The organism is Cellulomonas sp. PhB143 (assembly GCF_003752595.1).
Taxonomy (GTDB): Bacteria; Actinomycetota; Actinomycetes; order Actinomycetales; family Cellulomonadaceae; genus Paraoerskovia.
In genome coordinates this window covers 89,314-103,105 of sequence record NZ_RKIJ01000017.1, presented here as the reverse complement: position 1 = coordinate 103,105, position 13,792 = coordinate 89,314, and the positions used below count along the sequence as shown (strand labels likewise).

The following is a 13,792-nucleotide window of genomic DNA, read 5'->3' as shown; positions in this document are numbered from 1 at the left end:
CTGCCGAGGCGTGTGCCCGGGGCGGACGAAACCGCGCCGTTGCAGCGGATCCGGCCCCGTTCCGGCTATGCTGACGCCCGGCCGCGTCGACCGTCGTCGTGCGCCACGAGGGGGTTCTCGGTGAGTGCGCGACGCCCGACCCTGTCGGCGGTCGCCGACGCCGCCGGGGTGAGCCTGAAGACTGCTTCGCGGGTGCTGAACGACGAGCCGAACGTGGCCGCCGAGACGCGCGAGCGCGTGCGGGCGGCGGCGGAGGCGCTCGGTTTCCGGCGCAACCGTGCGGCGGCCGACCTCGCGCGGGGCGGCACCTCGACCCTCGTCGGGTTCGTCACGGCCGACCTCGCGAACACCTTCTACTCTGCGGTGGCCGCGGGCCTGGAGCGCGAGCTGCGGGAGTCCGGGCTGCAGCTCGTCTCGGCCAGCTCGGCCGAGGACCCGGAGCAGGAGCAGCAGCTCGCGGAGGCGTTCGTCGAGCGCCGGGTCGCCGCGCTGGTGGTGGCGCCGTCGTCGTCGGACCACTCCTACCTCGCGCCCGAGGTCGCGGCGGGGCTCCCGCTCGTCCTCATCGACCGGCCGGCCCGGGGCGTGGACGCCGACACCGTGGTCATCGACAACCGCGGCGGGACGGCGTCGGCCGTGGAGCACCTGCTCGCCGGGGGGCACCGGCGGATCGCCATGGTCGGCGACCTGCCGCACCTGTGGACGTTCCAGGAGCGGCGCGACCAGTTCCTCGAGAGCATGCGTGCGGCCGGTGTGGCGGACGCCGAGCGGCTCGTGCGGGACGGCGCGCACGACTCCGCGACGGCCCGCCGGCTCGTGGCAGAGCTGCTTGCGCTGCCGGAGCCGCCGACGGCGATCGTGGCCGCGAACAACAAGATCACGGTCGGCGCGCTGCACGCGCTGCGGGGGGTGGAGAGCGACCTTCCCGCGCTCGTCGGCTTCGACGACTTCGAGCTGGCGGACCTGCTCGGCGTCACCGTCGTCTCCTACGACGCCGACGCCCTGGGCTGCGAGGCCGCGAGGCTCGCCATGGCCCGGATGGACGACGGCGACGGCGGGACCACCCACCGCGTCATCCCCACGCGCCTCGTCGCGCGCGGGTCCGGGGAACGCCCGCCGGCGTGATCGGGGTGGCCGGGCCGTTGACAGCATCGGGCCGTGTCCCTAGCATGAGGCGTACTTTTGACAGCGCTGTCAAGCACGGCGCCGCCGTGCGGGTGCACAGGGAGAGGCGTTCCGCGAGGCGGCGCGCCTCTCGTCATGATGGAACGACAGGCGGAACCCGGGCTCCGGACCGGACCGGCCACGAGAGGACGGCACGATGACGGACGGACAGCGAGCAGCGGTGGTCGACGCGTCGCAGGGCGCGACCTGGCGGGCCGCCGAGGTCCGGCGCCTGCTCGACTTCGGCGCCGCCTCCCTCCTGCCGGGCGGCGGGGCCGCCTGGTTGGACGACGACGGCGTCCCCGACCTCGAGAAGCCCGTGCACACCTGGATCACGAGCCGGATGGCGCACACCTACGCCGTCGCGCACCTGCTCGGCGTCGAGGGGAGCGCGGAGCGCGCCGAGCTCGCGCTGCGCGGGCTGACGAGCGTCCTCGCCGACCCCGACGGCGGCTGGGTCGCGTCCCGCGGCCCGCACGGCGCGGTGGACGGCACCAAGCAGGCGTACGCGCACGCGTTCGTCGTGCTCGCCGCGTCGTCGGGCGTGATGGCCGGCATCGAGGGCGCCGGGCGCCTGCTCTCGACGGCGCTCGCGACCCTCGAGAACCGCTTCTTCGAGGAGGGGCCCGGCCTCCTGCTCGACGAGTGGGACCGCGCGTGGACGCAGCCGTCGGCCTACCGCGGCGTGAACGCCAACATGCACGGCGTCGAGTCGATGCTCGCGGCGCACGACGCGACCGGCGACGCCGTCTGGCTCGAGCGGGCCGCGGGCGTGGGCGACCAGGTCGTCCGGTGGGCCGAGGGCAACGGCTGGCGCATCCCCGAGCACTTCGACGCCGGATGGCGCCCGCAGCTCGAGTTCAACGCCGACCGGCCGAACGACCCGTTCAAGCCGTACGGGTCGACGCCGGGCCACGGGTTCGAGTGGGCCCGGCTCCTCGTGCAGATCGACGTGGCGGGCGGCACCCCCGGGCGGCGCACCGAGGCCGCGGTCGCGCTCTTCGACCGGGCGCTGGCCGACGGCTGGGACGGCAGCGGGTTCGTCTACACCGTGGACTGGTCCGGCACACCGGTCGAGCCGCGCCGGTTCCACTGGGTCGCCGCCGAGGCGGTCGCCACGGCACAGGTGCTCGCGGAGGTCACGGGCGAGGCGCGGTACGCGGAGCTCGCCGAGCAGTGGTGGGACCTCGTGCGCCGGGAGCTCGTCGACACCGAGCGCGGGTCGTGGCACCACGAGCTCGACGCCGAGAACCGCCCGGCCGGCACCGTCTGGGACGGCAAGCCCGACATCTACCACGCCGTGCAGTCGCTGCTCGTCGCCGACCTCCCGCTCACGGGCAGCTTCGCGGCGTCCGCGAGGGCGGGCGCGGAGGGGTGGCGCGCGCTCTGAGGGCGGCGATCAGCGCGGGTAGAGCCTGACCTCGGCGGCCTTCACCGCGAACCAGGCGTGCGCGCCGGGAGCGAGTCCCATCTCGGCGACCGCGGCCGCGGTGAGGTCCGCCGCCAGGTGCGTCCCGTCGTCGGACACCCCGCGCACCCGGACGAGGGAGGCGTGCGGCTCGAGTGCCGCGACCCGGACGCGGAGCACGGTGCGGGGGCTCCCGCCGGGGCGCGCGAGGTGGACGGCGACCGCCCGGGGCTCGAACACCGCGACCGCGGGGGCGCCCGGGACGAGCGGGGCGGCGTCGTCCACCGTGCCGACCACCGCGCCGACCCGGGCCGTGCCTGCCGTCCCGCTCTCGCCCGCTGTGCCGACGACGAGGTTCACGCCGGCGAGCCGCGCCGCGAAAGGTGATCGGGGACGCGTGAGGATCTCGCGGGCGAGGGCGTCCTCGACGACGCGGCCGTCCTCGACGACGACGGCGCGGTCGGCCAGCAGCAGGACGTCCAGCAGGTCGTGGGTGACGAGGAGCGTGGTACGGGGCGCCGCCCGCTGGGCGTCGTGCAGCGCCGCGCGCACCTGCTGGGCGACCGCGACGTCGAGCGAGGCGAGGGGCTCGTCGAGCAGCAGGACCCGGGGTCCGCTCGCGAGCGCGCGTGCGATCGACGCGCGCTGCGCCTGCCCGCCCGAGAGTGCCCGGGCACGCCTGCTGCCGGTCGCGGACGCGCCCAGGGCGGCGAGCGCGGCGTCGGCGACGGCTGCCGAGCGCGCCCGGGAGGCGCCCCGGGCCCGCGGTCCGAGGGCGACGTTGGCGCGCACCGTCAGGTGCTCCAGCAGCAGCGGGCGCTGGCTCAGCCAGGCGACGCGCCGGCGGTGGGGCGGGACGGTGCGGGCGCCGGGGCCGGCGAGGGTGTCGGCGCCGACCTCGACGGCGACCTCGTCGCCCCGCGCCGGGGGCAGGAGCCCCGCGACGACCTGGAGCAGCGTGGACTTCCCCGCGCCGTTGGGGCCGAGGACGGCGACGACCTCGCCGGGCGCGACCCGCAGGTCGACGTCGAGCCCGCGGCGGGCCACGCGGGCGCGCACGTGCAGCGCGGCGGGCTCGGAGGTCTCGGGGGTCTCGGGCGGTGCGGGCGGTGCGGGCTGCGCAGGAGTCCGCCGAGGGCGACGCGCGCTCCGCCGACGGTGACGAAGCACGCCGGTCTCGGGCGCTGACGGCCGCGAAACGTCACCGTCGGCAAGGAGCGCGTCGCCGTCGGCGAGGGTCGCGTCGCCGTCGCGGTCCAGGTGCCCCGCTCCGTGCACCCCGGCCGTGATGACGACGGCGACCACCACGAGCACGAGCGAGAGCGCGACGGCGGCGTCGGGGTCCACGCTGCGCTGCAGGTAGATCTCGAGCGGCAGCGTCTGGGTGATGCCCTGCAGCGCGCCGGCGAAGGTGATGGTCGCGCCGAACTCGCCCAGCGCCCGGGCGAACGCGAGCACGGCGCCGCTCGCCAGGCCGGGCAGGACCCGGGGGAGGGTGACGCGGCGCAGGACGGTGGTCGGGCGGGCGCCGAGGGTGGCCGCGACGTCCTCGTACCGCGTGTCGTGGGTGCGCAGCGCTCCCTCGAGCGAGAGCACGAGGAAGGGCAGAGCGACGAAGGTCTGCGCCATGACCACGGCCGCGGTCGTGAACCCGACGTCGATCCCGAGCAGCCCGAGGCCCTCGCCGAGCGGGCCGCGGCGACCGAACGCGTAGAGCAGGGCCAGGCCGCCGACGACGGGCGGCAGGACGAGGGGCAGGAGCACCAGCGAGCGCACGAGGCGCTGGCCCGGGAAGCGCGTGCGGGCGAGCACGAGCGCCATCGGCCCCCCGACCAGGACGCACAGGACGGTCGCGGCGAGGGAGGTGCGCAGCGAGAGCCACAGGGCGTCGCGGGACGAGCTCGAGGTGACGAGCTCCCAGAAGCTGCCGCCCGACCCGCCGAGGTCGACGCGCGAGACCATGATCGCGACGGGCACGACGATGAACAGCGCACCGAGCAGCGCGGGCGCGAGCACCCACCGGGGCAGCCCCCGCATCAGAGACCCGGCGTCACGGCGCGCCGAAGCCCGCCTCGGCGAGCGCCTTCTGCCCGGCGTCGCCCGTCACCTCGTCGCGGAACTGTGCCGCCAGGTCCGCGTGCTCGGACGAGCCGAGCACCGCGATCGGGTAGTGGTTGACGACGTCGTGGGTCTCCGGGACGTCGACGACCGCCACGGCGTCCCCCGCGAGGGTCGCGTCCGTCGTGTAGACGAGCCCCGCGTCCGCCTCGCCCGAGGTCACCTTCGCGAGCACGTCCGTCACGCTCGACTCCTCGCTGACCCGGTGGACCGTGACGCCGGCCTTCTTCTCGACGGCGTCGGTCGCGGCACCGCAGGGGACCTCCGGGGCGCACACGACCACGCGGGCGTCGGGGTCCGCGAGGTCGTCGAACGAGTCGATCCCCGCGGGGTCGTCCGGCGGCACGACGATCGTCAGCGAGTTCGTCGCGAACTCCGTCGGGTCTGCGGCGTCGCCCGCGTCGACGACGCGCTGCATCGTCGCGTCGTCGGCCGTGGCCAGGACGTCCGCGGGGGAGCCGGCGATCACCTGGTCCGCGAGGTCGGACGATCCCGCGAACGACAGCTTGACCTCGACCCCCGGGTGCGCGGCCTCGAAGTCGTCGGCCAGGTCCGCGAACACGTCCCGCAGGGACGCGGCGGCCAGGACCGTGAGGGTCCCGCTCTCGGTGGCGGACGACGTGCCGGACGATGCCCCGTCCGTCGCGCTCGTGTCGCCGGCGCCGTCCGACGACGTCCCGCAGCCCGCGAGCAGCGCGGTGGTGAGCAGCGTCGTGGTGAGCAGCGCGGCGGTGAGCAGGGCCCCGGAGGCGAGGGCCGCCGTCGTGCGGGGGCGGGGGCTCATGCGCGTGCTCCCGGGGTCTCGACGATGACGGTGGTCGCCTTGACGACGGCGACGGCGGGGCTGCCCGGCGCGAGCCCGAGGTCGCGGACGGCCTCGGTGCTCATCAGGGACACGACGCGCTGCCCGCGGCTGAGGATCTCGACCTGGGACATCACGCGGTCGGACTCGATCGCGGTGACGATCCCGGCGAAGCGGTTGCGGGCAGACGTCGCGCCGTCGAGCGGGTCGGGGCCGGCGTCCGCGTGCCCGACGGCGTGGCGCGCCAGCTCGGCGCCGTCGACGACCTGGCGCCCGGCGTCGTCCTTGGACGTGGTGAGCTCGCCCGCGGCGACCCAGCGGCGCACGGTGTCGTCGCTGACGCCGAGGAGCCCAGCCGCCTCGCTGATGCGGTACACAGGCGGCTGATCGTTCCGATTCTGCGGCATGAGAGGGACCTTAGCGCCGCACGTGCGGTCAGGGAAGTGCGGCAGGCCGCCGCCCCGCGCGGGAGGGCGCGGGGGGGCGGCCTGCGGGTCGCGGTCCGTACGGCTGGCTAGCCGCAGCTCACCGCCTCGTACTCCGCCTCGACGGTCGCGTCCCGCGCGTCCGACGCGTCCGAGGGACGGGCGGTCACGGTCGCCACGCCGTCGGCCATGGCCCCGCGCACCTTGACGCTGAGCGACGCGGCCTTGCCCGGCGCCACGTCGTCGTACGTCCGGGTGCCGGCCACCGTCGCGATGGTGACGTCCAGCGGGACGTCCTCACCGTTGACCGCGCGGACCGCGACGTAGGGCGAGGTACCGACGCAGCGGCCGACGGCGGTCGCCGTCACGTCGAGCGCGCCCGGCTGGTCGCCGTCGTGGAGCTGGGCGATCTCGGCCGCGCTGAGCGCGCGGTCGAAGACCTGCACCTCGTCGATCGAGCCGTCCCAGAAGTCGCCGCGCTGGTGGTTGAACGCGCCGCGACCCACGGAGAAGGCGCCGAAGCTGGCGACCGGCTGCGCCGCGGCGGCCTCCCCGGCCTGCACACCGTCGACGAACAGGCGGACCTTGCCGGCGGCGGCGTCGTGCACCCCGACGAGGTGGTACCAGGTGTCGAGCTTCGGCGTCGTGCGCAGGGTGGCGCGCTTGCCGCCGGGCGTGCTGAACGCGAAGGCGCCCTGCCCGTACTGGAGGTAGAACGGGTTCTCGGTCTGGGATCCGTCCTGGCTCACGGCGGTCGCGTAGTTGCTCGGGAGCGACCCGAGGGTCACCCACGCGGAGACCGTGTAGTCGCCGGTGGTGTCGACGACCGGCCCCGCGGAGTCCGCCGATCCGCCGTCGCCGTCGAACGTGAGCCCCGTCCCGTGCACGCCCTCGCCCCAGCCGGCGCCGTCGCGCAGCGCGAGCGGGCTCGTGCCCGACGCGTCTGCGGCGGTGGTGCCGGTGCCCTCGTCGAGGGACCAGCGCCCGCTGCCGGCCGGCGCGGCGCCCGCGGCGGCACCGGCGGCGATCACGCGCTCGTTGACGTCGCGCACCTGGGCGGCGTCGACCTTGAGCACCTTGCGGTCGTACGTGTAGAAGCCGTTGATCTCGTTCTCGAGGTCGGTGACCTGGGTGTAGACCGAGCCCGACAGGTCGCCGCGCGCCCGGTCGAGGTAGAACTGCTCGGTGTTCTGCACGTACTTCGCGGTGAACGCCGCCTTGTCGGGCACGCCGCTGTAGACGGCGGCCGGGGCCCCGGGCCACAGGTGCCCCGGGGTGGGCAGCGTGAACCCGCCGTGCTCGCCGTCCATCGCGGCGCGCGTGGCGTCGGGGAACGACGGCTCGGTGTTCATGTAGTCGTGGTGGTCGAGGATGTCGCCCTTGCCGGAGTCGCCCTTCGAGCTGCAGCAGTTCACGCCGCTGTGCGCGTTGACGACGCGGCTCGGGTCGGCGGCCTTCACCTGGTCCGCGAAGCGTCCGGTCGCTGCGCGGTCCCACTCCCCGAAGCCCTCGTTGAACAGGATCCAGCCGATGACGGACGGCGAGTCGTGCAGCTCGCGGACGGTCTCGAGCCCCTCGTCCATGAACTCCTGGCGCCCGGCGTCACCGGTGTAGTCGCCCGGCACGAAGTCCTGCCAGACGAGCATCCCCATCTGGTCGGCGTGGTAGTACCAGCGAGCCGGCTCGACCTTGATGTGCTTGCGGATCGCGTTGAACCCGAGGTCCTTCTGGGCCTTGATGTCGAACGCCATCGCGTCGTCGCTCGGGGCCGTGTACAGCCCGTCCGGCCAGAAGCCCTGGTCGAGCATGGCCAGCGAGAAGATCGGCTTCCCGTTGAGGACGAGCTTCTGCACGCCGCCGACCTTCTGGATCCCCACCGTGCGCATGCCGAAGTAGCTCGTCACGTCGTCGGTGGTCGCCCCGGCGCCGGTGCCGTCGTCGAGGGTGACCGCGAGGTCGTACAGGTACGGGTCGTCCGGCGACCACAGGCGCGGGTCGGGGACGGGGAGGCGCAGATCCTCGCCCACGGGGCCGGTGACCCGGCCGACCTCGGCGCCGTCGGCGTCCGTCGCGACCGCGGTGACCGTGGCCGCGGGGCTCGCGCCCGCGGAGGTGGCCTTGAGCGTGAGCGAGCCGTCGGCGACGTCGGGCGTCGTGACGAGGTCGTCGATCGAGGCCTTCGCGACGGGCTCCATCCACACGGTCTGCCAGATGCCCGACGACGCCGTGTAGAAGATCCCGCTCGGGTTCGGCGACTGCTTGCCCCGGGTCTGGTCGACGCCGGTGGTGTCGGTGACGGCGACGACGATCTCCTGCTGGGCGTCGTCGACCAGGGCATCGGTGATGTCGGCGCTGAACGCGTCGTAGCCGCCGGTGTGCTTCGCGACGAGCTCGCCGTTCACCCACACGGTCGCCTCGTTGTCCACGGCGCCGAAGTTGAGGACGAGGCGCTCGCCGTCGGCGTCGTCCCCGACCTTCCAGTCCTTCGGCACGTCGACGAGGGTGCGGTAGAACATGTGGTCCTCGTGGCGCTCGATGCCCGAGAGCTGGGACTCGACCGGGAACGGCACGGTGATGCGCTCGTCCAGCGACTTGCCGAACGTGGGCTGCTCGCCCGCGGCGGCCGCAGCGAACTGCCACTGCCCGTTGAGGTTCTGCCAGCGGTCGCGGACCTTCTGCGGGCGCGGGTACTCCGGCAGCGGGTGGTCCTTGTCGAGCTTCTCGCCCCAGCTGGTGAGCAGGCGGTGCGTGGACCGGTTGGTCGCGGTCCGGATGAGCTGCGGCGTCGGCTCACCGCCCACGGTCAGCGAGCCCTCGCCGTCGTACGCGACCTGGACCTTCGCCGACTTCTGGACGGGCTCGTCCAGAGCGACGACGACGGCGTCCGGCGCGCCCGGTGCGGGAGTCACGGCGCCGACGGGCATCGCGATCGTGTCCGCCTCGACGGACAGGTGCTTCGCGAGGTCCTCGAGGCCGGCGACCTCGTCGGTGAAGGTGAGGCGCACGCTCTGACCGTCGGCCGGGAGCGATGCGGCGACGGGGTACACGGGATAGTCCGCGGGCGGCGTGTAGGCCGACTCGGGGACGACCTGGCGGGCCACCGTGGCGCTGGACCAGCGCAGGGTCATGCTCGCGCCGCCGCCGTCCTGGAAGTACTCGAGGCGCAGGTCGTGGCGCTCGCCGGCCTCGAGGTGCACGGGCTTGCTGGTCTGCTCCTTGTCCCAGTCGGGCTCCCAGTGGTCGATGACCGCCTTCCCGTCGACGAACAGGCGGAAGCCGTTGTCGCCGATGGCGTAGAAGGTGTAGTCGCCGGTCTCGGGCGCGGTAATCTGCCCGGTCCAGCGCACCGTGACGTCGTCCGTCTGCCCGGTCAGGCGCTCGAAGTTCGACACGAGGCCCGAACCGTTGATCTCGGGGTCCAGCGTGGTGCCGCCGAGGTCCGCGAAGTCGCGGGCGCCCGGGGCGGACATGCGGAAGTACTCGCCCTTGAGCCCGTGGGGCTCGGCGTTCGGGTCGTCGTCGTCCGCGGGGGCTGCCGCGGGCTGGGCCGCGGTGGGATGGGCCGAGGCCGGCTGGGCCGCGGCGGCCGGCTGGGCCGCCGTGGCAGGCAGCCCGCCGCCGGCCACGAGCGCCAGCGCGGTGAGCGGGGCCAGGAGCAGGGGGATGAGTCGGGGACGGGCAGGTTTCACGGGTGGTTCCTCACGGCGTCGGGAGTACTACGTCCCACCCGGGAGGCGTGCAACGCTGCCGTCGCCACGGGTGTTTGTGTTCACCACTGTAACTTCGTGTGCCCGCGGCGACCAGCCGGTGTGCGGATTTGTCAGGCGCGACGCGCGATCCACGCCGTCCTCGTGCCGTGCACCGTGAGGTCGCCGCGCCGCGCGAGGCCGAGCGGGCCGTCACCGAGCAGCACGGAGAGGGCGACGCGGTCGTCGTCGCCGAGGTCGAGCCCGGGCGCACCGGCGGCGCGGCCGAGGTGGGCGGCGGCGCAGCGCCGCAGGGCGGGTGAGTCGCTCGCCGTGGTCGCGAAGGTGCGCCGCGCGACGAGCTCGAGGCCGGCGCCGGCGAGGCTCGGTTCCCAGTCGGGGAAGGGGTCCATGTCGCCGCGGGTCGCGTCGACGGCCGACTGCAGCCGCTCCTCGAGCCCGGGCTCGCCCACGCCGACGTCGTCCGGGAGGTAGCGAGGGAAGGCGTCCATCTCGACCGCGACCAGCAGGCCGTCGGGGGCCAGGAGCTGCCTCGCGCGGGCGAGCCCGGCAGGCGGGTCGGAGAGGTGGTGCAGGGACGACGCGGCCCACACGAGGTCGAAGGGTCCGTCGAGGGGCCAGGTGCCGGCGTCGGTCACCGTGTCGAGGTCGGCCTGCACCGTGCGTACCCGGTGCGCCAGGCCCTCGGCGAAGGCCTTGGCGCGCACCCGCTCGAGCATGGCGGGCGACGTGTCGACCGCCACGAGCTCGGCGCGCGGGAAGCGCCGCGCGAGGGCCATGGTGCCGGTGCCGGTCCCGGCTCCGAGGTCGGCGATCCGCCGGGGCGTGCGAGCTCCGGTGTGCTCGCGGACCCAGCCGGTCACGTCGGTGAGGTAGGCGTGCAGGACCCGGGCGTCGAGGTCGAGGAGGTCGGCGAGCGCGCCCTCGTCGTGGTCGTGCGCGTGCGCGTGCGCGTGGGCGTGGCGGTGGGGATGGGCGAGGCTGTGGGCGTGGGCGTGGCTGTGGGCGTGCTGTTCCATGGTTCGACCGTAGCCCGCGACGTGCTGAGAGCGCATCAGAGTTTGCGCCTTGCGCAAGAAGTTCCTGGGGTGCGCGCGGCCGGTCCGGGCGACGGCCCGCAGCCTAGGGTGGACCCGTGACGACGGACGCTCCCGGCCAGCACGCCGGCACCCAGCACGCCGGCGTGCCGGCCGCCGTGGTGACGGTCTCGGACCGCTGCTCGCGCGGCGAGGCCGAGGACCGGTCGGGACCGATCCTCGCCGACGGTCTGACGTCCGCCGGGTTCGCCGTGCGCCGCGCGCTCGTGCCCGACGGCGTGGCGTCCGTCCGCGAGGCCCTCGGTTCCGCGCTCGCCGCGGGAGCGCGCGTCGTCCTCACCACGGGCGGGACCGGCGTCTCGCCGCGCGACCTGACCCCCGAGGGGACGGCCGGCCTCCTGGTCGCCGAGCTCCCGGGCGTCGCCGAGGCGATCCGGCGCCGGGGGGCCGATCAGGTGCCCACCGCGGCGCTGTCCCGCGGCCTCGCCGGGGTCGCGGACGTCCCGGGCGGCGGCCGCGCCGTCGTCGTCAACCTGCCCGGGTCGACGGGCGGCGTCCGCGACGGTCTCGAGGTGCTGCTGCCGCTGCTCGGGCACCTGCTGGCCCAGCTCGAGGGTGCCGACCACTGATCGACGCCCAGCAGCGACGGGTGCCGCACTGACGGTTGCCGCGCGCTGACAACGGTGTCATCCTCACGTCACGTGGTCAGGGCGCGGCACGTGCCGCACCCGCTGCAGTACCCCGCTCGACGGCGAGCGTCTCGACGAGGAGAAGGTACCGACGATGTCCCGTGACCCCTTGCGCACAACCCGCCGCGCCGGAGCGCGCGCCCTCGCCGCGGGCGTCGCGCTCGCGGCGGCCGTGGCCCTCGGGCCCGTCGGGCCGGCGGGCGCCGAACCGGACGTGCCCGGCGGCGCCGGTCCGATAGGTGTCGATCCGATCGGCGCGTGGGCGTTCGACTCCGTCGACGGGAGCGCGAGCCCGGACTCGTCCGGGCTCGCCGGCCCGGCGACGCTCGGCGGCGGTGCGATCCTCGTCGACTCCGGCAGCACGGCCCACGGCACGGCCCTCGGCCTCGACGGTGCGACCGCGCAGGCGACGGCGCCGGTGCCCGCGCTCGACACGACGTCGTCGTACACCGTCTCGGCGCGGGTCCGGATGGACGCGCTCCCGAGCGGCTACGTGACCGCCGTCGCGGCCGACGGCCGCGACGGGCGCAGCCCCTTCTTCCTCCAGTACAGCGGGAGCGCGAACGGGCAGACCGGGTTCGCGATGAGCTTCCCGGGCGGGCCGCGCGCGATCGCCACGGGCGTGACCGTGGCGCCGGGGCGCTGGTACCAGCTCACCGGCGTCCGCGACGCGGCGCGCGGGACCCTCGCCCTCTACGTCGACGGTCGGCTCGAGGCGACCGCGGCGGGCGGCACCGGGGTCGAGACCACGGGCACCCTGAGCGTCGGGCGGGCGCAGTGGGACGGACGGGCGGTCGACTTCCTGGACGGTGCGGTCGACGACGTCCGGGTCGACGACCGTGCCCTGTCCGCCGCGCAGGTCGCCTCGCTCGCGGGCGCGCCGGCCGACGACGGGCGCGTCGCCGCGTGGACCGGGTCGGCCCAGCACCTCGGCGGCCCGTACACGGACAAGACGGTGCGCGACGTCGTGCACACCTCCGTCGGCGGCTCGGGCGTGCAGCTGCGGCTCTCGAACGCGCACGGGACCGTGCCCGTGACCTTCGACGCCGTGTACGTGGGCGCGCGGGCGTCGCGGGCCGATGTCGTCCCGGGGACCAACCGGCGCGCCATGTTCGGCGGGCGCGGGGCGGTCACCGTCCCCGTCGGGGGATCGGTGACGAGCGACGCCGTGCCGATGAGCGTCGGGAAGGGCGACGACCTCGCGGTGAGCGTGCACGTCGCGGGCGCCACCGGGGAGGTCACGGGGCACTCCGACGCCCGGGCCACCACCTACTACGGCGACGGCGACCTCGCGGCGCTGGACTCCGGGGCCCGGTACGTCGACACGATCACCTCGTGGTTCTGGCTGGACGCCGTGACGGTGCTTCCCGACGCGCCGGCGAGCACGGTCGTCGCGCTCGGGGACTCGATCACCGATGGATACCTCTCGACGGTCGACGCGAACCATCGGTGGCCGAACTACCTCGCCGACCGCCTCGGCGAGAGGCCCGCCTTCTCGGTGGTCGACGCCGGGATCTCCGGGAACATGGTGGTCGCCGACGGCGCGGGGGTCAGCGCGCTGACGCGGCTCGACCGCGACGTGCTGACCCAGCCCGGCGTGAGCAGCGTGGTGGTGCTCGAGGGGATCAACGACATCGGCAACGCCGTTGTTACCGACCCGCAGCAGATGATCGACGCCTATCGCCAGATCATCGCGCGCGCCCACACCGCGGGGGCCACCGTGGTCGGGGCGACGATCCTCCCGTTCGAGGGTGCCGGCTACTACTCCGCAGCGAAGGAGCGGGTGCGGGACGCGGTGAACGACTGGATCCGCACCAGCGGAGCGTTCGACTCGGTCGTCGACCTCGACTCGGTGATGAGCGATCCCGCGGACCCCGACCGCATGCTTCCCGCCTACGACTCCGGGGACCACCTCCATCCCGACGATGCCGGGTACGAGGCGATGGCCGACGCGGTGCCGCTCGGGCTCCGGCTCGAGGTGACCGCGCAGGCGCGGTGCGTGGGGTCGCAGCCCTATGTGGCGGTCCGGGCGCAGAACGCCGGGGCCGACGCCGTGGGCGTGCGGCTCACGACCCCCTACGGCGAGAAGGAGGTCGCCCAGGTGGCCTCGGGCCGCAGCGCGGCGCAGTCGTTCAAGGTGCGCGACGCGACGCCGGGCGGGGCCACGTCGGCCGGGACGGTCTACGTCACGGGGACGCAGCCCGGTGGGGCGTCCGCGACCGTGGCGGAGCCGTACGCGGCGGTCAGCTGCGGCTGAACATCGGCATCGGCATCGGCATCGGCATCGGCGTCCGGCGTCCGAAGCTGTCACAAGGGCTGGTGGTGACCCCGGGCATCAGCGCATCTCCGATGTCGACGCCGGTACTCGAGGCCAGCACTTAGCATCAGGACGCGCCGCGGCAGCGCACAACGGCTCAGGCCGGGCGTCGCCTCGACGCTTCC

Annotated in this window: 9 protein-coding genes; 4 read left to right on the top strand and 5 right to left on the bottom strand. The window is 74.9% G+C overall.

From position 1 onward, the window contains the following. The first annotated feature begins 120 nt into the window (after nucleotides 1–120). Together EDF32_RS14350 and EDF32_RS14345 are read left to right on the top strand one after the other, a co-directional pair. Nucleotides 121–1,125 carry a LacI family DNA-binding transcriptional regulator gene (locus EDF32_RS14350; RefSeq protein WP_123309241.1) on the top strand — a complete coding sequence of 335 codons (1,005 nt, stop codon included), beginning with the start codon at nucleotides 121–123 and terminating at the stop codon, nucleotides 1,123–1,125. 196 nt (nucleotides 1,126–1,321) lie between these two features. Then, the gene (locus tag EDF32_RS14345; RefSeq protein WP_123309240.1) at nucleotides 1,322–2,554 is read left to right on the top strand and encodes an AGE family epimerase/isomerase; all 1,233 of its coding nucleotides are present in this window, start codon (nucleotides 1,322–1,324) and stop codon (nucleotides 2,552–2,554) included. Nucleotides 2,555–2,563: 9 nt separating this feature from the next. On the opposite strand, the gene EDF32_RS15105 is transcribed toward EDF32_RS14345, so the two are convergent. The 5 genes from EDF32_RS15105 to EDF32_RS14320 all read right to left on the bottom strand — a co-directional run bounded on the left by EDF32_RS15105 (nucleotide 2,564) and on the right by EDF32_RS14320 (nucleotide 10,643). Beyond that, a complete protein-coding gene (locus EDF32_RS15105; RefSeq protein WP_123309239.1) occupies nucleotides 2,564–4,609 on the bottom strand; it encodes an ABC transporter permease in 2,046 nt (681 codons plus the stop codon). Between the two features lie 13 nt (nucleotides 4,610–4,622). Next, nucleotides 4,623–5,474, bottom strand: a complete 852-nt coding sequence (gene modA / locus EDF32_RS14335; RefSeq protein WP_123309238.1) for a molybdate ABC transporter substrate-binding protein — start codon at nucleotides 5,472–5,474, stop codon at nucleotides 4,623–4,625. Continuing rightward, complete coding sequence (locus EDF32_RS14330; protein ID WP_123309237.1) at nucleotides 5,471–5,899, bottom strand: molybdopterin-binding protein; 429 nt, start codon at nucleotides 5,897–5,899, stop codon at nucleotides 5,471–5,473. Before EDF32_RS14330 ends, modA begins: the two co-directional genes overlap by 4 nt. Nucleotides 5,900–6,006: 107 nt before the next feature. Further along, a complete protein-coding gene (locus tag EDF32_RS14325; RefSeq protein WP_199734953.1) occupies nucleotides 6,007–9,606 on the bottom strand; it encodes a LamG-like jellyroll fold domain-containing protein in 3,600 nt (1,199 codons plus the stop codon). A gap of 131 nt (nucleotides 9,607–9,737) precedes the next feature. Then, entirely contained in the window at nucleotides 9,738–10,643 is a 906-nt protein-coding gene (locus EDF32_RS14320) for a trans-aconitate 2-methyltransferase (protein WP_123309236.1), read from the bottom strand. Nucleotides 10,644–10,759: 116 nt separating this feature from the next. Here EDF32_RS14320 and EDF32_RS14315 point away from each other — a divergent pair, with 116 nt between their 5' ends. Then, a complete protein-coding gene (locus EDF32_RS14315; protein WP_123309235.1) occupies nucleotides 10,760–11,290 on the top strand; it encodes a MogA/MoaB family molybdenum cofactor biosynthesis protein in 531 nt (176 codons plus the stop codon). A gap of 169 nt (nucleotides 11,291–11,459) precedes the next feature. Next, complete coding sequence (locus EDF32_RS14310) at nucleotides 11,460–13,607, top strand: GDSL-type esterase/lipase family protein (protein ID WP_158614112.1); 2,148 nt, start codon at nucleotides 11,460–11,462, stop codon at nucleotides 13,605–13,607. The last annotated feature ends 185 nt before the right edge of the window (nucleotides 13,608–13,792 follow it).

Excerpts from the sequence above, each read along its gene's own strand:
- EDF32_RS15105 (WP_123309239.1), bottom strand. The coding sequence starts at position 4,609 with ATGCGGGGGCTGCCCCGGTGGGTGCTCGCGCCCGCGCTGCTCGGTGCG.
- EDF32_RS14345 (WP_123309240.1), top strand. The coding sequence starts at position 1,322 with ATGACGGACGGACAGCGAGCAGCGGTGGTCGACGCGTCGCAGGGCGCG.
- EDF32_RS14330 (WP_123309237.1), bottom strand. The coding sequence starts at position 5,899 with ATGCCGCAGAATCGGAACGATCAGCCGCCTGTGTACCGCATCAGCGAG.
- modA (WP_123309238.1), bottom strand. The coding sequence starts at position 5,474 with ATGAGCCCCCGCCCCCGCACGACGGCGGCCCTCGCCTCCGGGGCCCTG.
- EDF32_RS14320 (WP_123309236.1), bottom strand. The coding sequence starts at position 10,643 with ATGGAACAGCACGCCCACAGCCACGCCCACGCCCACAGCCTCGCCCAT.